Source organism: Sorangium sp. So ce128, assembly GCF_051525245.1.
Taxonomy (GTDB): Bacteria; Myxococcota_A; Polyangia; order Polyangiales; family Polyangiaceae; genus Sorangium; species Sorangium cellulosum_B.
Window position 1 is genome coordinate 7961336 of sequence record NZ_CP150313.1, and the last position, 19172, is coordinate 7980507.

Here is a 19172-nt window from a genome sequence, read left to right on the forward strand (position 1 = left end):
CACGGCCGTCCCCACGACCCCCCGGGCGGTCCGCGCGCCCATTCCACCGCGCTGCTGCCCCCTGCCGCAAAGCGACGTCCATCGTGGCCATCGTGGGCAGAGCTCCCACTCGCCGCACGATCCTGCGCGCGAACGCGCTTCCATGCCGACAGCGCGCTCGTACAATCGCCTCATGCCCACGTGCCCCCGGCGGTTGCTTCCCCGCGCCCTTCCTTGGTTTTTGCTCGCTGCAGCGGCCTGCGGCGGTGATCCGGATGTCGTCACGCCCCCCGGCGATGGCGGCGGAGGCAACGGCGGCACGAGCAGCAGCTCGGGCGATGGCGGCGGGTTCGTCGGGTCGATGGCCGCGTCGGGCGGCGCAGGCGGCGCAGGCGGCGAGAGTGGCTGTGAGGGCGTGAGCTGCCGGGCGGACCAGCACTGCGAGGAGGCGGACGGACAAGGCACCTGCGTCGACAACACGTGCGACGACCTCACCTGCGACGCGACCGAGGTGTGCGAGACGCCCCCGGACGCAGGCGCGCGCTGCGTCGATATCGCCTGCCAGAGCGACCTCGAGTGCGCCTTCAACCAGTTCTGCAACGGCACCATCTGCGTCGTCGATGCCTGCACGGCCGGCGAGCGGACGTGCGACGGCGACAGCCTCCGGCTGTGCGTGTCGAACGGCAGCACCACGAGCGAGCTCTTCACGTGCGGCGGATCGGCCTACTTCGAGAGCAAGTGCACCGACGACGGCGCCGGGACAGCCAGCTGCCCCTGCGAGGACGACTGGGACTGCCCCACCTACGCCTCCTGCGAGGTCGGCTCCTGCTCCGGCACGGGCGCCGCGCCCACGTGCCTCTTGCCGCCGGAGCCGTTCGCGGGCGCCCTGCCGCAGAACGAGATCCAGTGGGGAGGGGAGAACCGCGCCAACTCCGACGCCGCCAACAGCCCGTTCAAGACCTCGGCGCAGACCGTCATGACGCCGCTCGTCGCCAACCTCGACGACGACAACGGCGACGGGCTCATCAACGAGCTCGACTTCCCCGAGATCATCTTCACGACGTTCTGCGGCTCGAATTTCGGCAAGCAGGGCGTCCTCCGGGCGATCCACGGCGGCGGGCCCCGCAAGGGAGAGAACTACTTCGCGGTGCTCGGCGCGCAGGTCTGGCACGAGGGCGACCCCATCGACGCGCCCTACGCCTGCGCCGACGCGACGCTGATGCCGACCGCCGGGCTGGCCGTCGGCGATCTCGACGGCGACGGCGTCCCCGAGATCGTCGCGATCACCGCCGTCGTGACGGGGACTGGGGCCACGGAGGTGACGAAGACAGGGCTCCAGATCTTCAGCAACACGGGCGAGACCAGGGTCCTCACGGACATCCTCTGGACGGGCTACAACGAGCCGTCGCCCGCGCTCGCCAACATCGACGGCCAGGGGCTCCCGGAGATCGTGGTCGGGCCGAACGTGTTCACGTTGCGCGTCGACGAGGCGACCCGCGAGCTCTCCATCGTCGACCACTTCAAGGGCGACAAGGCTCAAGGGATACAGGGGTCTCCGACGAACCAGCAGAACCGGCTCGGGCCCATCGCGTGCGTCGCGAACCTCGACGACGACCCCCGGCTGGAGATCGTCGCGGGCAGCACCGCCTATGGGCTGCCCCGCCCGCCGCCCGGCGTGACGAGCAGGGCCGGGTGCGCGCCGCCGTACACCGACAAGGAGGCGACGGCGTACTGCGAGGGGAAGCTCATCGAGGTCTGGGACGGGCAGACCGTCAACGGCACGGCCGGGATCCCGCTCGAACAGCGCGACGGCCTCTGCGCCGTGGCCGACGTCCTCGGAGAGGACCAGGACGCCGCACCCGGGCCGAGCAACCCGCTCGATGAGCGCCCGGAGGTGATCCTGTTCAACAACGGGTATTTCTTCGTGCTCAACGGGCAGGACGGCACCATCAAGCGCCGCCAGGTGATGACGGCCTCGGGCACCACCTTCGACGGCGGCGCCCCGAACGTGGACGACTTCGACGGCGACGGCTTCCCCGAGGTCGGCACGGCGTTCGGCCTCCGCTACATGATGTTCGATCTCCAGGCGCCGACGGCCGAGTGCCCGGCGTGGCCCAACGCGTTCACCGACGCGGGCACGGGGCTGCAAGGCAACCCGGAGCGGACCCCGAACGGGAAGCCGTGCACCACGGACGAGGAATGCGGCGCCCCGGGCGCGGCGACGTGCAACCAGCAGCGGGGCACCTGCGTCTGCTACCACAACGGCTGGCAGCGCATGACCGAGGACGACTCGAGCCGCACCACCGGGTCGAGCGTGTTCGACTTCAACGGCGACGGCGCCGCCGAGGTCATCTACAACGACGAGTGCTACTTCCGCATCTACGACGGCGTGACGGCCGACGTCCTGTTCAAGGTGCCCTCGCCGAGCCGCACCCGCTCCGAGTACCCGATCGTCGCGGACGTCGACAACGACGGCAACGCGGAGATCGTGTTCGGCACCTCGAACGAATCGACCCATTGCTCGCAAGGCACCGACTACAACAACGGCCTCGAGGTCTGGGGCGCGCAGAACGACCTCTGGGTCTCGGCGCGCCGCATCTGGAACCAGCACAGCTACCACGTGACGAACGTGCTCGAGAGCGGCGGCATCCCCCTGAAGGAGCCCGAGAGCTGGAAGCCGTACGGCGGCCGCGTCTACAACACCTACCGCTCGAACCCGCGGTCGTACGGCGTCGCGCCGGATCTCGCGCTGAGCGGCATCCAGGTCTCGTCCCCGGACGCGACCTGCGGCGAGCTCACCGACGAGGTCGCGATCACCGTGCGCGTCGAGAACCTCGGCGATCTCCGCGTGGGCCCCGGCGTCGCCATCAGCTTCTACGGCGAGTGGGACACGCCGGAGGTCGACGAGCCGCTCCACGGTGAGGACCTCGCCCCGCTGCAGTTCGTCCTCCAGAGCAGCATCGAGCCGCACAGCTCGCTGCTCCTGACGGTGAGCTACAGCGCCGCGCACAACGCGCAGGGGACGCTGCCCGCCCGCGTGCGCGCGGTCGTGGACGAGGACGCCGTCGAGCGCGAGTGCCACGAGGACAACAACGCGCTCACCGCGCCCCTCGACGCCGGCAGCGCGCGCCCGGACCTCCAGATCGAGGTCGGCCGGGTGAACGCCACGAAGTGCGCCGTGAAGCAGGTCGACGTCCCGACGACCGTCATCAACGCCGGCTCCGCGCCGGCCAGCGACGTGCGGATCCGGTACTACGCGGGCGATCCCGGCCAGGGCGGGACGGCGCTCCACGAGGAGGTCATCCCGGGGCCGATCGCGCCCGGGGCGAGCGTGAATCTGACCGCCACCATCGAGAAGTTCCCGTCGAACCTGTCGATCCTGATCTACGCCGTCGTCGACCCGGACGGCGCGATCGACGAGTGCAACGACGGAAACAACAAGGACGCGGCCTCGGACAAGATCCTGTGCCCGGAGATCAACTGACGCGCCGGCGTCCGGCCGGCGGGCCTCCCCGCCAGCCGGACGCGCGCCACGCCGGCGTCGCGCGCCGCGCTGGCGCGCGCTGACGCACGATCACCGGCTCCCGCCCGGGGCGCGGTGCTATGCCTGTGCGCCCCGCCGCGCCGCTGACGGCGCCCCGCGAGGCGCGCCGCCCCGGCGCGCCGCCCCCCGCGCGCCGCGACCCAAGCCCCCACAGCGCCATGCTCGGAACCTCGAACCTCTCGAAATCATTCGGTGATCGGACCCTCTTCGAGGGCGTCTCGCTCAAGCTGAACCCCGGATCCCGCTACGGCCTGGTGGGCGCGAACGGCTCGGGGAAGACCACCTTCCTGAAGATCGTGGCGGGCGACGAGCCCGCGAGCGACGGGAGCGTCAGCATCCCGAAGGAAGCCCGCGTGGGTGTGCTCCGGCAGGACCGGTTCCTCAGCGACGACCAGATCATCCTGGATCTCGCGATGATGGGCGATCGCGTCGTGTGGGAGGCGCTCGTCGAGTCGCGCCGCCTCGCGGAGGACGGCGGCGACGCCGGCCGGGTGGCGGACCTGGAGGATCGCATCCGCGCCCACGACGGCTACACGCTGGAGGCGCGCGCGAGCGCCGTCCTCGAGGGGCTCGGCATCCCCGTGGAGGCGCACCGGAGGCCGCTCTCCACGCTCTCGGGCGGCTTCAAGCTGCGCGTGCTGCTCGCGCAGGTGCTCCTCGGCGGCGCGGACGTGCTGCTGCTCGACGAGCCCACGAACCACCTCGACATCCTCTCCATCCGCTGGCTCGAGAGGTTCCTGGCCGGCTACAAGGGCTGCGCGGTCGTCATCTCCCACGACCAGCGCTTCCTCGACAACGTCGCCACGCACATCCTCGACGTCGACTACGAGACCATCACGCTCTACACGGGCAACTACGCCGCCTTCGTCGTCGAGAAGCGGGCGATCCGCGAGCGCAAGCAGGCCGAGATCGCCCGCGCCGAGAAGATCATCGCGGACAAGCGCGCGTTCGTGGAGCGGTTCGGCGCGAAGGCGACCAAGGCGCGCCAGGCGCAGAGCCGGCTCAAGCAGATCGAGAAGATCGAGGTCGAGGAGCTCGCCGACACGTCGCGGCGTTCGCCGCTGTTCCGGTTCGCGATCCAGAGGCCGAGCGGGCGCGACGTGCTCGAGGCGAAGGGGATCTCGAAGTCGTATGGCGCGAAGCAGGTGCTGCGCGACGTCTCGCTGTCGGTGCGGCGGGGCGAGCGGGTCGCGGTGATCGGGCCGAACGGGCTAGGCAAATCGACCCTGCTCAAGATCCTCGTGGGCCGGCTCGGGGCGGACGCCGGCGGCGCGTCGTGGGGGCACGAGGCCCGCGTCGGCTACTTCGCCCAGGATCACCGCGAGCTGCTCGTCGACGGATCGATGACGCCGCTCTCCTTCCTGTGGGAGGCGTGCCCCGACGAGTCGCCGAGCTACGTCCGCGGCCAGCTCGGCAGGGCGCTGTTCTCGGGCGACGACGTCGAGAAGAGCGTCGGCTCGCTCTCCGGCGGCGAGGCGGCGCGGCTCATCTTCTGCCGCATCATCGTCGAGCGGCCCAACGTGCTCGTGCTCGACGAGCCGACCAACCACCTCGACCTCGAGGCGATCCAGGGGCTCGTCGAGGGGCTCAAGGCGTTCGAGGGGACGGTGCTCTTCGTCTCGCACGATCGCTACTTCGTCTCCGAGCTGGCGACGCGCATCCTCGAGGTCACGCCGAGCGGGCCGCGCGATTTCCCCGGCACGTACGAGGAGTACCTGGCCGGCTGCGGCGACGATCACCTCGACGCCGACACGGTGGTGCTGAAGGCGAAGCGCGAGCACCAGAAGGCGGCCGCGCCTGCGGAGGCGGGCGGCTCCTGGGAGGAGCAGAAGCGGCGTCGCAACCGGCATAAGGAGCTGCCCGCGCGGCGCGACAAGGTGCTCGCGTCCATCGAGGCGGCCGAGGCGCGGAAGAAGGCGATCCACGACCTCTACTGCAGCGACGGCTTCTTCGAGCGCACTGGACAGGCCGAGATCGCGGCGCTCCAGGCCGAGGACGAGGCGCTCGGCCCGCGCATCGACGCGCTCATGGCGGAGTGGGAGCAGCTCGAGCAGGAGATCGCCGAGCTCGGGGCGGTCCAGCCGCAGTGAGATCTCGCCGGGCTGCCCGGCCCTGGGAGAGGGGGTCCGCCGCGCGGCGCGGGGGCCCCGCCGAACTCGCCTGAGACGATGATCCTCCGGCTTCGCCGGAGGATCATCGTCTCAGGCTCAAACATCGGCCCATCCCCCGCGCCGCGCGGCGGACCCCCTCTCCCAGGGCCTACGTGTTCGCGGAGCCGGGAGGCGGCAACTCACCCTCATCGAAACGCGAGCGGCGGCTCGCTCAGTGACCTCTGGTCTTGCGGCTGGCCATGTCGATGCCGACGGCGAGGATGAGGATGATGCCCTTGATGATCGGCTGCCAGAAGCTCTCGGTGTTCATCAGGCTCATGCCGTTGTCGAGCGAGGCCATGACGAGCGCGCCGAGCAGCGCGCCCCAGATGGTGCCCTGCCCGCCGAGGAGCGACGTGCCGCCGATCACGGCGGCCGCGATCGCGTCGAGCTCCATCATCCGGCCGGCGTCCGAGGTCGCAGAGCCGACGCGGGCGGTGAGCACCACGCCCGCGATGCCCGCCATCACGCCCATCAGCGTGAACACGGCGATGAGGTGACGATCGATGCTGATGCCGGAGTAAAAGGCCGCCTCTCGGTTGCCGCCAATCGCGTAGAGGTGCCGCCCGAACGTCGTGTGCTTCGCGAGCACCGTGAACACGGTCGCGAGCACGAGCACGACCAGCACGGGGAACGGGACACCCTCGTAGGAGTTCATCAGGGCGGCGAACGCGAGGGAGAACACGGCGAGCCCGATCCACGGGTAGCGCGCCGTGCCGGTCGCGCGCGCCGCCTTGTACAGCAGCCCGACGCAGAGGACGCCAGCGCCCGCCCAGCCGAGGGTGTGCGGCACGTACGCCTGGCCCACGAACAGGTAAGGACGCGCCGGCGAGATGGACACACCGCCTGTCAAGCCGAGGATGGATCCCTGGAAGATGAGCATCCCGCCGAGCGTGACGATGAAGGGGGGAATCCGCAGCCGCGCCACGAGGGTCCCCTGCACGAAGCCAAGGACGGCCCCGAGCAGGAGCGGCAGGATGAAGGCGGCCGGCAGCGGCCAGCCGAGGCTCACGTAGATCATCGCCGATGAGGCGCCGAGCAGACCGGCGAGCGCGCCCACCGAGAGATCGATCTGCCCCGCGACGATGACCATCACCATGCCGATGGCCAGGATCGAGGTCACCGACATCTGCCGCGCGAGGAGCGTCAGGTTGCGCGGCGTCACGAACGTCCCATCGGTCGTGATGGAGAAGGCAATCCAGATCGCGATGAGCGAGCCCACCATCGAGAGGGCGCGCCAGGGGATACGCACGCGAAGCTTGGCCTCGCTCATTCCGTCACCTTCCTCGTTGCAGCAGCCATCACGCGCTCCGCGGTCGCGTCCTTCCGGTCGAGGCAGGCCGTCGGTCTGCCCTGGTTGAGCACCAGCACACGGTGGCTCATGCCGAGCAGCTCCGGCAGATCGGAGGACACGAGCACCACGGCGAGCCCATCCGAAGCGAGCTTGTGGATGAGCTGGTAGATCTCCGCCTTCGCCCCGACGTCGATTCCCCGGGTCGGCTCGTCGAGCAGCAGCACCCGGGGCCCCGTCATCAGCCATTTGCCGATCACGATCTTCTGCTGGTTGCCGCCCGAGAGCTGGTTCGCGAGCGCGAGCGGCCCAGACGCCTTGGTCCTGAGCGCCTTCATCTGCTCGACCGCCCTGACCTCCCGATCGGCGTGATCGAGGAAGAGCCCCTTCACGAACCGCCGCAGGGTCGCGAGCGTGATGTTGTCGAGGAGGGTCGCCTCGAGCACGAGGCCGTAGCGCTTGCGATCCTCGCTGACGAGCGCGATGCCCGCGTCGATCGCCTGCTCGGGCGCCCTGTACGGCGGCGTCGCGGGCCCGCCTCGGACCGAGATCGCGCCGGTGACGCGGCTCGTTGCAGCACCAAAGATCGTCGAGAGGAGCGCGGTGCGGCCGGCGCCCATGAGTCCGCCGATGCCCAGCACCTCGCCGGCGCGCACCTCGAAGCTCACGTCGCGCAGCACGAACCGCCCGGGGTGCCCGGCGTCCTCGACCGACCAGCCCTGGACCGACATCGCGACGGGGCCCTCCGGCGGCGGGGGGCAGGGGTAGAGGTTCGTCACCTCGCGGCCGACCATGTACGAGATGACGTTGTCGGGCGAGAGCGCGGTCCGCGGCTGGGTCGTGATCGACTTCCCGTCACGGAGGACCGTGATGCGGTCGGCGATCTCGAAGACCTCCTCGAGCCGGTGGCTGATGTAGATGCAGGAGACGCCGCGGGCGCGCAGATCGCGGAGCAGGCCGAGCAACGTCTTCACGCCGGACTCGGTGAGCGCCGCCGTGGGCTCGTCGAGGACGAGGACCTTCGCGTCCTTGAGCAGCGCCTTCGCGATCTCGACCATCTGCTGCTGGCCGATGCCCAGGTCCTTGATCGGGCGCTCGGGATCGATGTCGAGCCCGACGCGCGCGAGCGCCTCCCGCGCCAGGGCCCGCACCGCGTCCCAGTCGATGAGCCCACCGCGGACGGGCTCCCGCCCGAGCACGAGGTTCTCGGCGACGGTGAGATCGGGCACGAGCGCGAGCTCCTGCGCGATCAGCGCGATGCGGTGCTCCTCGGCGCTGCGCATGCTGCTGAACTGCACGACGCCGCCGTTCAAGCGGATCTCGCCGCCGTAGGTGCCTGCGGGGTAGTAGCCGCACAGGGTCTTGATGAGGGTGCTCTTACCCGCGCCGTTCTCGCCGCAGAGGGCGTGAATCTCGCCTTCCTGGAGGTCGAACGAGACGCCATCGAGGGCTTTCACCCCGGGGAACTGCTTCGTGATCGATGCGAGCTCGAGGAGAGGCATTGTCCTGGGCACAAGGGGCGTCAGCGCGCGGCCACGTTCGCCTGGGAGGGGCCTGCGATGCAAGCACTTTGTTGGAAGCGCGCAGAGGATCCAGGCGCGCAGGTCGCCGCGCGTCGCGCGTCGCGTGTCGCGTGTCGCGTGTCGCGTGTCGCGTGTCGCGTGTCGCGCGTCACGCATGTTCCCTGGGAAGCGCCGGGGGGGAAGAGGAGTGGTTGAGAGCCCCCTGCGCGGGGGCTCCCGGGGCGGCCCGGGCGAGGGCGCTCAGTTGTAGAAGCCGAGGTCGTCGATGTAGAGGTCGAACTCGGGTGCCTTGCCGATCTGGAACTGGAGCGAGTAGAGCTTCGCCGCGTCGATCTGCTCGGTGCCCGCCGGATCGCCCCAGCCGCCCTGCTTCAGGTCCGCGAAGGGAATGGTGAACTGCTGCCACTCCTCGGTGGCGGGGAACGTCTTCTGCCACGCGTCGCACTGGTCCGAACAGGCACCGCCGGCAGGATCCGTCCCCGGGTCCGAGATCATGACGGTCGCGCTCGTGCCGGAGCCCGGGCCGAGCTTCGCCCAGAAGGTGATTCCGGTGTACGCCGAGGCGTCATAGGAGGCCTTGACCCCCTCGGGGCTGTTCAGATCGAAGCCGAAGCCAGCGCCCCACTCCGTGAAGCCCGTCCCCCACGAGCGCGCCGCGTACGTGCTCTGCCCGCGCGCCGGATCGAGCGCCGTCATCGTGAACGGCTCTTCCCCGGTCCCCTCCAGATCGGGCGGCGGGGTCTGCGTGGCCCCCTCCGTCGCGTCATTGAAGGTGTACCAGTAACCGACCCGCCCGCCCTCGGCCAGGATGGCGTTGTCGTTGTCCTCCATGTCATCGATCATCTCGATCGTCTGGGGGCCGGCGCCCGCGCCCGTCGACGCCGAGGTGCTCGCGGCCGTCGAGGTCGTGGCGGGATCGGTGGTCCCCGTGCTCGCCGTCGTGGTCGACGGGTCCACGGTGCCCGCGGAGGTCGTGCTGCCGGCGCTGCCGGCGCCGCCAGCGCCCCCGCTCCCGCCGCCGCCGCCGTCGTCGCCACCGCACGCCGCGAACGCCGCGACAGCCAGTCCACAGACCGCCAAGTTAAAAGCACACAGGGAAATTCTAGTCTTCATACGTTCGTATCTCCGTATCTAGTTTATGCTAATCAGTGCTCGCTCTGGGCCGGACGTCAATTGAATCGAGGAGCGTCCTGGCGCGGCGAGTATCGCCTGGAAGTTCAGGCCCTGCAACCTTCTTCTTTCCTCGCTGCAATCCATCTTTGTCTTCGCTCGCCTTCGCTCGCCATCGTTCGCCCTGGAGGCGAGGCTCACGCGAATGTCCTTGTTGGGTCCGCTCGCAACGGCAGTGGCATGTTCGGAGCGCCGTTGAGACGTGAGCGCCTGGATCAGCGCGAGTGGCCGCCTGCTTGCAAGGCGCCTTCGCGGGCTCTCTCGGCGAGGCTCGAAGGAGGAGAGATGGCACGGGCGAAGGCTGGCCGGCGAGCGCGCGCCGCGGCGCAGAGGGGCGCGCAGAGCGCGGACCGGGAGCGGAGCGGCGGCGAAGGCGCGCCCCCGACGGAGCAGGAGAGAGCCCCGCTGGGAGAGCGGCAGAGCGCGGCGGCGCAGCGCGGGAGCTGCGCGCGGCTGCCGGGGAGGAGGGGAATCGCGGGGCTGCTCCTGAGCCGGCTGGAGACGGCGGCATACCGCATCTACGAGCGGGTCGCCGGGCTGTCCGAGGAGCGGCCGGCGCTCGGGGTCGAGATCGCGGCGTCGGCGCTCCGGGCGCTCGGGGCCCGCGCCCCGCGGGTCGTGAGCAGCGTCACGGTGAGCCGCGCGCGGGCGGCGGTCCTGCACGCGCTGCAGGACGCGGCGGGCGTGCGGCGCCTCCTGCCGAGCATCGGGCGCGTGGAGGCCGGCGCGAAGAGGCAAGCCTCGACGATCCGGGCGGCCGGCGCGGGTGGCCCGGAGCGCACGCCGGCAGGCGTCGTCTCGCTCGCGACCGCGCCGGGCGACAGGGGCACGGAGATCAAGGTGGTGCTGCCGGGCGCGCGGCCGCGGGGGCGGCTCGCGCGCGCGGCGGGCGAGCTGCTGGCGGAGCTGCCCAGGCGGCAGCTGCGGGGCGAGCTGCGGCGCCTGAGGCAATGGATCGAGATCGGCGAGATCCCGACGACGGCGGGGCAGCCGTCCGGCCGGGCAGACCGTGAGAGGGAGTGACCATGCGCGCGATCTGCTGGAATGGGGTGGATGACATCGTCGTGGAGTCGGTGCCCGAGCCGAAGCTCATCAGCCCGCACGACGCCATCGTCCGCGTCTCCCTGTCGTCGGTCTGCGGCTCGGATCTGCACCTGCTCCACGGGTACGTCCCGACGATGAAGCAGGGCGACATCCTCGGGCACGAGTTCCTCGGCGAGGTCGTGGAGACCGGCGCGGAGGTGAAGCGGGTTCAGCGGGGCGATCGCGTCGTCGTGTCCTCCATCATCGGGTGTGGGCGGTGCGCGTATTGCCAGCGCGAGCTGTGGTCGCTCTGCGAGAACTCGAATCCTCATCACGTGGTGACGGACAGGGTGTTCGGGGACACGACAGCCGCGATCTTCGGCTACTCGCATGCTTTCGGGGGCTTCGCGGGGAGCCACGCCGAGTACGTGCGCGTGCCGTTCGCGGATCACGGCGCGTTCAAGGTCCCCGACGGGGTGCGGGACGAGAGCGCCCTGTTCGCCTCCGACGCGCTCTCGACGGGCTACATGGCGGCCGAGCTCTGCGACATCCGCCCGGGCCAGGTCGTCGCCGTCTGGGGGTGCGGGGGCGTCGGTCAGATGGCGATCAAGAGCGCCTATCTCCTCGGCGCCGAGCGCGTCATCGCGATCGACCGGATCGCGGACCGCCTGGCGATGGCGAAGGCGCACGGGGGCGCCGACGCCGTGAACTACGCCGAGGTCGACGTCCAGGAGGCGCTCCGCGAGATGACGGGCGGGCGCGGCCCCGACGCCTGCATCGACGCGGTGGGCATGGAAGCCGACGGGACGGGCCTGCAGCACGCGGTCGATCGGGTGAAGCAGGCGTTCCGGATGCAGAGCGACCGCCCGCTCGTGCTGCGCGAGGCGATGCTGGCCTGCCGCAAGGGCGGCACGGTGTCCATCGTGGGCGTCTATTCCGGGTTCGCCGACAAGATCCCGCTCGGCGCGCTCATGAACAAGGCGCTCATCGTCAGGACCGGCCAGCAGCACGGACAGCGGTACATCCCGCGGCTGCTCGATCACATCCAGCGCGGCGACATCGATCCGTCGTACCTCCTGACGCACCGGATGTGCCTCGACGACGGGCCGCGCGGATACCGCCTCTTCGAGGCGCGCGCAGAGGCGTGCGTGCGCGCGGTGTTCGCCCCCTGACCCTGGCGAGGCCGCCGCCCCCGACCGCGAGAGCTAGCGCTCCTGCCCCTTCGCCAGCGTCGCCTGGATGGCCTGCGCCCGCTTCAGGTGGCTCGCCGCCTCGTCGCGAATGCGCTGGATCTCCTGCTTCAGCGCCTGGTTCTTCACCCTCGGGATGGCCTGCTCGTCCAGCATCCGCACGGCATGGGCATGCATCCTCACCTGGATGGCCATGTACGTCTGGTCGAATTTCTCGGCCGGCTGTTTCTGGAGGTACGCCGCGATGATGGACGAGTGCCCGGCGATCATCGCGCTCGCCCGCGTCGGCTCCGCCTTGATCCGGAGACGCCGGAGGAGCGCGCTCAGGCGGATCTCCCCCTGGGTGTGGGCCTCGAGCATCTCCCTGGCGAAATCCTTCACCTCGCGCGACCGCGCCTGTTTGCGGGCGATCATCGCAAGGGAGATCTCGACCTCGTTGACCGCGGAGATCACCTTGGCGAGGGCGCCGTCCGACACCTGTGTCTCCTCGGACCGCGGGCTCACCTCCTCCAGCCGCTGCTGCAGCTGGGAGATCTGCGCGCCCTGATGGACGTAACCGCCTCGCCCACCCGCGTGCGCGGAGCTGCCGATGACGCTCGCGGCGAGCGCGGCGATCACGGCGACGCGATGCTTGAAATGATGGCGCATCATGGTGGATTCCCTTCCTGGATTTCCGCGGCGCGCTTCACCGGCCGATCCGTGGATGCCCGCGGCTCACGACGTCTCGAACGCCAAGCAAGCGGCGGACCCGCTCTCGACGTAATCTGAGGGACTGCCCTGCTCATGGCGCTGCGCGCGGGCGCGCTCGCGGGGCGATCGCCGCACACCCGGGGAGTCGTCCGCGCCGCGTCTCGGGATTCCACGTCAAGCCAAGAGGGCTCGCCATCCCCCGTTGAATCGAGCGTGCAATCCTACAAAGGCGCTCGCCTCCTCGAAAGGCGCCCTCTCCGACGGAGGCCCCGCTCCCTCGGCAATCGCGCTCCTCCGGGAAATCCCCGTCGCCCGGGGCGAGAGGGGCTTGCGGGGCGCCGGTCCCGGTGGTCAAGTGCAGCGTGGCGCGGCCCCCGGGCCGCCTCGCGCGCTGGCGAAGAGCTCGCCCGGGGGGCCTCCGCGAATTCGCACATGCCTGACCGCGGCTTCATCCTCACGCCCACGACCCGGGTCGTCGCCGGGTGCCCGGAGATCCATCTCCACGCGGTGATGGAGGACGGCGCGCCGGCGCTCGTCATCGAGGACAGGTTCAGGCCCTACTTCTTCGTGCGCGCCCGCGACGAGGACGTCGCGCGGCGGCTCGCGGATCGCCGCGTCTCTCCGCAGGCGCTCGAGACGCTCGACGGAGAGCCGGTCCTGCGCGTCGAGGCCGCGCTCCCGCGGGACGTCGCGGCGCTGCGCGACAGGCTGGCCGAGGCCGGCGCCGACGCCCTCGAGGCGGACGTTCGCTTTCCCTACCGCTTTCTCATCGATCGCGGCATCCGCGGGGCGTTCGCCGTCTCCGGGCCTTTCGAGCTCCACCCGGGCGTCGGGCGCGTGTACCGCAATCCCACGCTCGTCCCCGCGAGCTTCGTCCCCCGCCTCCGCGTGCTCTCGCTCGATATCGAGACGAGCCTCGACGGCGAGCACCTCTATGCCATCGCCGTGGCGGGCGCGGGCGGCGAGCGCTGCCTCCTCGTCCGTGACGCGCCGGTGCCCGGCGGGCTCCCCGCCTTCGTCGAGCGCTTCCCTGACGAGCGGATGCTCCTCGAGCGCTTCCTCGAGCTCGTCGCGCAGGCGGACCCCGACGTCCTCACCGGCTGGAACATCCCGGATTTCGATCTGCCCGCGCTCCAGCGCTATTGCCGGCGCGCCGGGCTCCTGTGCGCGCTCGGGAGGGGCGATGACGAGATCGCGATCCTGCGCGATCCTGGCTTCTCGCGCGAGGCGCGCGCCGTCCTGTCGGGGCGGGTGGTGCTCGACGGCCTCGCGCTCCTCCGCGGCGCCTTCCTGCGGCTCGACGATTACCGCCTGGAGACCGCCGCTCGGACGATCCTCGGGCGCGGCAAGCTGTTCGGGCCAGACGACCGGGGCGAGCAGATCGAGGCGTCGTACCGCGACGACCCGGCGCGGCTCGCGGAGTACAACCTCGAGGACGCGCGCCTCGTCCGGGATCTGCTCGAGAAGACGGGGCTCATCGAGCTCTCGGTGCGGAGGAGCCTGCTCACCGGCATGCAGCTCGACCGCGTGGGGGCGCAGATCGCCGCGATCGACTCGCTCTACCTGCCCGCGCTCCGCGCCCGCGGCAAGGTCGCGCCCTCGGTATCGAGGGAGGGGCCGGAGGGAGGGGCGGAGATCGCCGGCGGCCTGGTGCTCGATTCGCTCCCGGGGCTCTACCGCAACATCGTGGTGTACGATTACAAAAGCCTCTATCCGAGCCTCATTCGCACGTTCAACATCGACCCGCTGACGTTCGTCGCCGGAGGCGCCGGGCCGCCCGAGGCGCTCATCGTGACGCCGGGCGGCGCGGCCTTCCGGCGCGGCGAGCCGGGCATCTTGCCCGAGCTCGTCGCGCGCCTCTGGGACGAGCGGGCCGAGGCGCGGCGGGCGGGCGACGAGCGGGGCGCGATGGCCATCAAGATCCTCATGAACTCGCTCTTCGGCGTGCTCGGCTCTCCCGCGTCGCGCCTGTTCTCCCCCGAGGTCGCGAACGCCATCACGCGCGCCGGGCAGCACGTCATCAGGCTCACGGCCGAGGCGGTGCGGAGGGCCGGGCACCGGGTGCTTTACGGGGACACCGACTCTCTCTTCGTCGACATCGGCGAGCCGGACACGGCGCGCGCCGCCGCCCGGGCCGAGGAGCTCCGCGACGCCATCTCCGGGTCGGTCGCCGCCGAGATCGCGAGGACGTTCGGCTGCGAGAGCCGGCTGGAGCTCGAGTTCGAGAAGGTCTATGCGCGCTTCCTCCTGCCCGAGCTGCGCGGCGCCGCGCAGGGCAGCAAGAAGCGCTATGCGGGCCTCGTCGCCGGGGAGGGCGGCGACAAGCTCGAGATCGTCGGGCTCGAGGCGGTCCGGCGGGACGCGAGCGCGGTCGCGCGGCGCTTCCAGCGGGAGCTGCTCGACCTGGTCTTCCACGATCGCCCGGTCGAGGGCTTCGTGCGGAGCTTCGTGACGGAGCTCCGCGCGGGGCGGTTCGACGCGGAGCTCGTGTACAAGAAGGCGCTGAGGAAGCCGCTCGGCGCTTACACGAAGACGACGCCGCCGCACGTGAAGGCGGCCCGCAAGCTGGGCGGGGACGCGGGGCGGATCGTGGCCTATGTGATCACGCGCGCTGGCCCGGAGCCGGCGGGCCAGACGACGGCGCCGCCGGACTACGATCATTACGTGTCGCAGCAGCTCAAGCCGATCGCGGACTCGGTGCTGCGGTGGCTGGGCGGGGCCGATTTCGATGAGATGACGGGCGCGCGGCGGCAGCTCTCGCTGTTCTGACCCGGCGCTGGTCGCGCGAGGCGAACCCGGGGGTGGGCGGGCGGGCGCGTGGCGGAGTCCCCGGAGGAGCGCCGGGAGATCAAGAGATCTCGGGCGCGCCCGGGGAGCTCACTTGGCCGACAGCGCGTCGGTGACCATCGCGCGCGCCTCGTCGAGCACGCGATCGAGGTGCGCCTGGTCCTTGAAGCTCTCCGCGTAGATCTTGTAGACGTCCTCGGTGCCCGAGGGCCGCGCGGCGAACCAGCCGTTCTCCGCGACGACCTTGAGCCCGCCTATCTCGCCGCCGTTGCCGGGCGCGCGCGTGAGCTTCGCGGTGATCGGCTCGCCCGCGAGGGTCTTGGCGCGCACCGCGTCGGGGGAGAGCTTCTTGAGCACGCTCTTCTGGCTCGGCGTGGCCGGCGCGTCGATGCGCGTGTAGATCGGCGCGCCGAACCGCGCGGTGAGGTCGCGGTAGTGCTCGGCCGGGTCGCGCCCGGTGCGGGCGAGGATCTCGGCGGCGAGCAGGTCGAGGAGGATACCGTCCTTGTCCGTCGACCACACCTGCCCGTTCTTCCGCAGGAACGAGGCGCCCGCGCTCTCCTCACCGCCGAAGCCGAGCGAGCCGTCGAGCAGCCCGTCGACGAACCACTTGAAGCCGACCGGCACCTCGCGGAGCGGGCGGCCGAGGTCCTTCGCCACCCGATCGATCATGCTGCTCGAGACGAGCGTCTTGCCAACGGCCGCGTCGGACCGCCAGAGCGGGCGGTTCCGGAACAGGTAGGACACCGCCACGGCGAGGTAATGGTTCGGGTTCATCAGCCCGGCGCTGCGCGTGACGATGCCGTGGCGATCCGAGTCGGCGTCGTTGCCGAACGCGAGATCGTAGTCGTCCTTGAGCGCGATGAGGTTCGCCATCGCGTGCGGCGACGAGCAGTCCATGCGGATCTTGCCGTCGTGATCGAGGGGCATGAAGCTGAAGGTGGGGTCGACGGCCTGGTTCACCACCGTGATATCCAGCCCGAATTTCTCGGCGATCGGCGCCCAGTACGCGATGTTCGAGCCGCCGAGCGGGTCGACGCCGATGCGCAGCTTCGCGCCGCGGATGGCCTCGAGATCGACGACGTTGCCGAGATCGGCGACGTAGGGGCCGATGAAATCGTACGGGTGGGTCGTCGGGGCGCGCAGCGCGGCCTCGTAGGGCGTGCGCTTCACGCCCGCGTTGTCGGCGCGGAGCAGCTCGTTGGCGCGCTCCTCGATCCAGCCGGTGACGGCGGTGTCGGCCGGCCCGCCGTTCGGCGGGTTGTACTTGATGCCGCCGTCGTCGGGCGGGTTGTGCGACGGCGTGATCACCACGCCGTCCGCGAGGCCGGAGGTGCGCCCGCGGTTGGCGGTGAGGATCGCGTGCGAGATGGCCGGCGTCGGCGTGACGCCGTTCCGCTCGGCGATGAGCACGTCGACGCCGTTGGCCGCGAAGACCTCGATCACGCTGCGCTGCGCCGGCTCCGAGAGCGCGTGCGTGTCCATGCCGAGGTAGAGCGAGCCCGTCGTGCCCTCCTTCGCGCGGTAGTCGCAGATGGCCTGCGCGACCGCGAGGACGTGCGCCTCGTTGAAGCTGCGCCGCGCGGCCGAGCCGCGGTGGCCGGAGGTGCCGAAGGCGACGCGCTGCTGCGGATCGCCCATGTCGGGGCGCTCGCTGTAGTACTGCGCGCGCAGCGTGTCGGGATCGATCAGCACGTCGGGAGGGGCTTTGCGGCCTGCGAGGGGGTGTAGCGGCATGAGCCTCCGCATAGTCGAGCGCGCGGGACGAACAAAGCCCTCCGCAGCGCACAGCGGGTGCTCCGCCTGTCCACGCGAGCGGCCGCCGCGCTCGATCTCGCGCGAGCGCACGCCGCAGGCCGAGCGCGCGGCGCCTCGGAGCGCCTTCCTTCCTGCTGCGCCTCCTGTGCCACGGTATACTCGCCTGGCAGATGACGGGGGACAGCCGATGACAGGGGGCAACCGAGACCGCACGATGCGCCAGCGCGGCCACGCCGTCGCTGCCGCGCTGGTGCTCCTCGCGTCGCTCTCCGGCTGCGCTGGCGCGCAGGCCGCCGCCGGCGCGCCGGCCCCGCGGAAGGCCGCCTCGACCGCTGCGCGCCGGAGCGCCGTCGTCGTCGAGCGCGGCGTCGAGTACAGCCTCGCCGGCGGCCAGCGGCTCTTGGCCGACGTCCTCCGGCCCGATCCGCCGAGCGCAGCCCGCCTGCCGGCCGTCGTGTACATCCACGGTGGGAGCTGGAGGCGGGGCACGCGGGAGCAAGGCCACGAGTTCCTCCCGCAGCTCGTCGCGACGGGCCGCTACGTCGGGATCACCATCGAGTACCGCTTCACGCCGACCTTCCCCTGGCCCGCGCAGCTCCGCGACGCGGAGGCCGCCGTCCGCTGGGCGCGCGCCGCGGCGGACCGCTATGGCATCGATCCGGAGCGAATCGCCGTCTGGGGAGAGTCCTCCGGCGGCCAGATCGCGAGCGTGCTCGGCACGACGGCCGGCGACGCTGCGGTCGAGGGAGCCCCGCCGCCTCCGGACGGCCCCCGGCTGCCCACGAGCCGTGTCCAGGCGGTCATCAACTTCTGCGGACCGACGGACATGGCGGCTTTCTTCGCCTCGGCGACCACGCCCGAAGCGATCGCCGAGATGCACGGCCGGCTCGATCCGCTCTTCGACGGCCCTCCGCCGGAGCGCGCGGACCTCGTGCGCTCGGCCTCCGCGGTCCACCATGTCGACGCGCGGGATCCCCCGTTCCTGTTGATGCACGGCACGCGCGACGAGTTGGTCCCGTTCGCCCTCTCGGAGGCGATGCACAGGGCGCTCCTGCGCTCGGGTGTGCCGAGCGTGCTCGTCCCTGTCGCGGCGTGGGGGCACGGCTTCCGTGGCGCCGAGATCGACCGACGCGTGCTGGCGTTCCTCGACAGGCACCTCTGGCGCGCGCCCGTCGTCGTCTCCAGCGAGCCGGTGCGCGCCGAGCGGACCCCCGACTGACGGCCATGGCGCCCAGCAACGAGCCGCTCCGGCTGCTGCTCCTCCCCGGCCTCGACGGCACCGGCGCGCTCTTCGAGCCGTTCCTGTCGACGCTGTCCGCCGACATCGCGCCGGAGGTGGTCTCCTACCCTGCGGACATGGCGCTCGATTACGGCGCGCTCGAGGAGCTGGTCGCGGCGCGCCTGCCCGCGGACGCGCCGTATGCGCTGCTCGGCGAGTCGTTCTCGGGGCCGCTCGCGCTCCGCCTGGCCTGCCGGAGCGCCGGCCAGCTCGTCGGCGTGGTGCTCGTGGCCACCTTCGTCACGAACCCGGTGTGGCTCGTGCCGTCGCTGGCGCGGCACCTCGTCGGCCCGTGGCTCTTCCGCCGCCGCGCGCCGGAGCTCGTCTCGCGCCGCTACCTCGTCGGCGCGCGCGCCTCCGCCGCGTGGCTGGAGCGCGTGGCCGCGAACGTCGAGACCGTCGATCCTGCGGTGATGGCGGCGCGCGTGCGCGAGGTGCTCTCGGTGGACGCGCGCGCGGCGCTCCAGGGCTGCGCCGCGCCGCTGCTCTACCTGGGCGCCGCGGGCGACACGCTGGTGCCGCCGCGCGTGCTGCGCGAGCTCCGCCGCATGCGGCCCGACCTGGAGTGCGTCACCGTGGACGCGCCGCACCTGGTGCTGCAGCTCGCTCCCGAGGCGTCGGCGCGGGCGATCGAGGGATTCCTGAGGCGCGCGGCCGGAAAGGCCGGCCCCTAGGCGCGACGCCGGGGGCGCGTCCAATCAACGCTCCGAAATACGAAGCAGCTGCTGCGACTCACTTCGGGATCCAGGTGGAGCTCGCGCATCATGGCGCGGGCGCCGTCCGGCCAG

At 71.3% G+C, this 19172-nt stretch carries 12 protein-coding genes; 7 read left to right on the plus strand and 5 right to left on the minus strand.

From position 1 onward, the window contains the following. Positions 1-172 precede the first annotated feature (172 nt). On the plus strand, positions 173-3463 hold the full coding sequence (locus WME82_RS30050) for a CARDB domain-containing protein (RefSeq protein WP_438038116.1): 3291 nt from the start codon (positions 173-175) through the stop codon (positions 3461-3463). A 218-nt stretch (positions 3464-3681) separates the two neighbouring features. Then, positions 3682-5613: an ABC-F family ATP-binding cassette domain-containing protein gene (locus WME82_RS30055; protein ID WP_438038117.1), complete on the plus strand. Its 1932-nt coding sequence runs from the start codon at positions 3682-3684 to the stop codon at positions 5611-5613. A 232-nt stretch (positions 5614-5845) separates the two neighbouring features. Here the strand turns inward: WME82_RS30055 and WME82_RS30060 are convergent, their stop codons facing one another. The 3 genes from WME82_RS30060 to WME82_RS30070 form a co-directional block, all read right to left on the minus strand. After that, entirely contained in the window at positions 5846-6946 is a 1101-nt protein-coding gene (locus WME82_RS30060) for a sugar ABC transporter permease (protein WP_438038118.1), read from the minus strand. After that, the gene (locus tag WME82_RS30065) at positions 6943-8466 is read right to left on the minus strand and encodes a sugar ABC transporter ATP-binding protein (RefSeq protein WP_437739949.1); all 1524 of its coding nucleotides are present in this window, start codon (positions 8464-8466) and stop codon (positions 6943-6945) included. The genes WME82_RS30060 and WME82_RS30065 overlap by 4 nt, the downstream gene beginning before the upstream one ends. 261 nt (positions 8467-8727) lie before the next feature. Further along, positions 8728-9567: a CIA30 family protein gene (locus WME82_RS30070; RefSeq protein WP_438038119.1), complete on the minus strand. Its 840-nt coding sequence runs from the start codon at positions 9565-9567 to the stop codon at positions 8728-8730. 375 nt (positions 9568-9942) lie between these two features. Here WME82_RS30070 and WME82_RS30075 point away from each other — a divergent pair, with 375 nt between their 5' ends. Then, positions 9943-10680, plus strand: a complete 738-nt coding sequence (locus tag WME82_RS30075) for a hypothetical protein (RefSeq protein ID WP_438038120.1) — start codon at positions 9943-9945, stop codon at positions 10678-10680. A gap of 2 nt (positions 10681-10682) precedes the next feature. Then, entirely contained in the window at positions 10683-11852 is a 1170-nt protein-coding gene (locus tag WME82_RS30080) for a zinc-dependent alcohol dehydrogenase (protein WP_437708637.1), read from the plus strand. 33 nt (positions 11853-11885) lie between these two features. Here the strand turns inward: WME82_RS30080 and WME82_RS30085 are convergent, their stop codons facing one another. After that, the gene (locus WME82_RS30085; protein ID WP_438038121.1) at positions 11886-12521 is read right to left on the minus strand and encodes a DUF4142 domain-containing protein; all 636 of its coding nucleotides are present in this window, start codon (positions 12519-12521) and stop codon (positions 11886-11888) included. Positions 12522-12992: 471 nt separating this feature from the next. Here WME82_RS30085 and WME82_RS30090 point away from each other — a divergent pair, with 471 nt between their 5' ends. Next, positions 12993-15329: a DNA polymerase II gene (locus tag WME82_RS30090; protein WP_438038122.1), complete on the plus strand. Its 2337-nt coding sequence runs from the start codon at positions 12993-12995 to the stop codon at positions 15327-15329. 108 nt (positions 15330-15437) lie between these two features. Here WME82_RS30090 and pgm read toward each other — a convergent pair whose 3' ends face one another. Continuing rightward, a complete protein-coding gene (pgm, locus tag WME82_RS30095) occupies positions 15438-17084 on the minus strand; it encodes a phosphoglucomutase (alpha-D-glucose-1,6-bisphosphate-dependent) (RefSeq protein ID WP_438038123.1) in 1647 nt (548 codons plus the stop codon). Positions 17085-17319: 235 nt separating this feature from the next. Here pgm and WME82_RS30100 point away from each other — a divergent pair, with 235 nt between their 5' ends. Next, on the plus strand, positions 17320-18324 hold the full coding sequence (locus WME82_RS30100) for an alpha/beta hydrolase fold domain-containing protein (protein ID WP_438038124.1): 1005 nt from the start codon (positions 17320-17322) through the stop codon (positions 18322-18324). Between the two features lie 5 nt (positions 18325-18329). Then, the gene (locus WME82_RS30105; RefSeq protein WP_438038125.1) at positions 18330-19058 is read left to right on the plus strand and encodes an alpha/beta fold hydrolase; all 729 of its coding nucleotides are present in this window, start codon (positions 18330-18332) and stop codon (positions 19056-19058) included. Positions 19059-19172: the final 114 nt, after the last annotated feature.

What these genes read in the sequence shown, in the direction of transcription:
- WME82_RS30050 (WP_438038116.1), top strand. Translation starts at nt 173, where the DNA reads ATGCCCACGTGCCCCCGGCGGTTGCTTCCCCGCGCCCTTCCTTGGTTT.
- WME82_RS30055 (WP_438038117.1), top strand. Translation starts at nt 3,682, where the DNA reads ATGCTCGGAACCTCGAACCTCTCGAAATCATTCGGTGATCGGACCCTC.
- WME82_RS30060 (WP_438038118.1), bottom strand. Translation starts at nt 6,946, where the DNA reads ATGAGCGAGGCCAAGCTTCGCGTGCGTATCCCCTGGCGCGCCCTCTCG.
- WME82_RS30065 (WP_437739949.1), bottom strand. Translation starts at nt 8,466, where the DNA reads ATGCCTCTCCTCGAGCTCGCATCGATCACGAAGCAGTTCCCCGGGGTG.
- WME82_RS30075 (WP_438038120.1), top strand. Translation starts at nt 9,943, where the DNA reads ATGGCACGGGCGAAGGCTGGCCGGCGAGCGCGCGCCGCGGCGCAGAGG.
- WME82_RS30080 (WP_437708637.1), top strand. Translation starts at nt 10,683, where the DNA reads ATGCGCGCGATCTGCTGGAATGGGGTGGATGACATCGTCGTGGAGTCG.
- WME82_RS30085 (WP_438038121.1), bottom strand. Translation starts at nt 12,521, where the DNA reads ATGATGCGCCATCATTTCAAGCATCGCGTCGCCGTGATCGCCGCGCTC.
- WME82_RS30090 (WP_438038122.1), top strand. Translation starts at nt 12,993, where the DNA reads ATGCCTGACCGCGGCTTCATCCTCACGCCCACGACCCGGGTCGTCGCC.
- pgm (WP_438038123.1), bottom strand. Translation starts at nt 17,084, where the DNA reads ATGCCGCTACACCCCCTCGCAGGCCGCAAAGCCCCTCCCGACGTGCTG.
- WME82_RS30100 (WP_438038124.1), top strand. Translation starts at nt 17,320, where the DNA reads ATGCGCCAGCGCGGCCACGCCGTCGCTGCCGCGCTGGTGCTCCTCGCG.
- WME82_RS30105 (WP_438038125.1), top strand. Translation starts at nt 18,330, where the DNA reads ATGGCGCCCAGCAACGAGCCGCTCCGGCTGCTGCTCCTCCCCGGCCTC.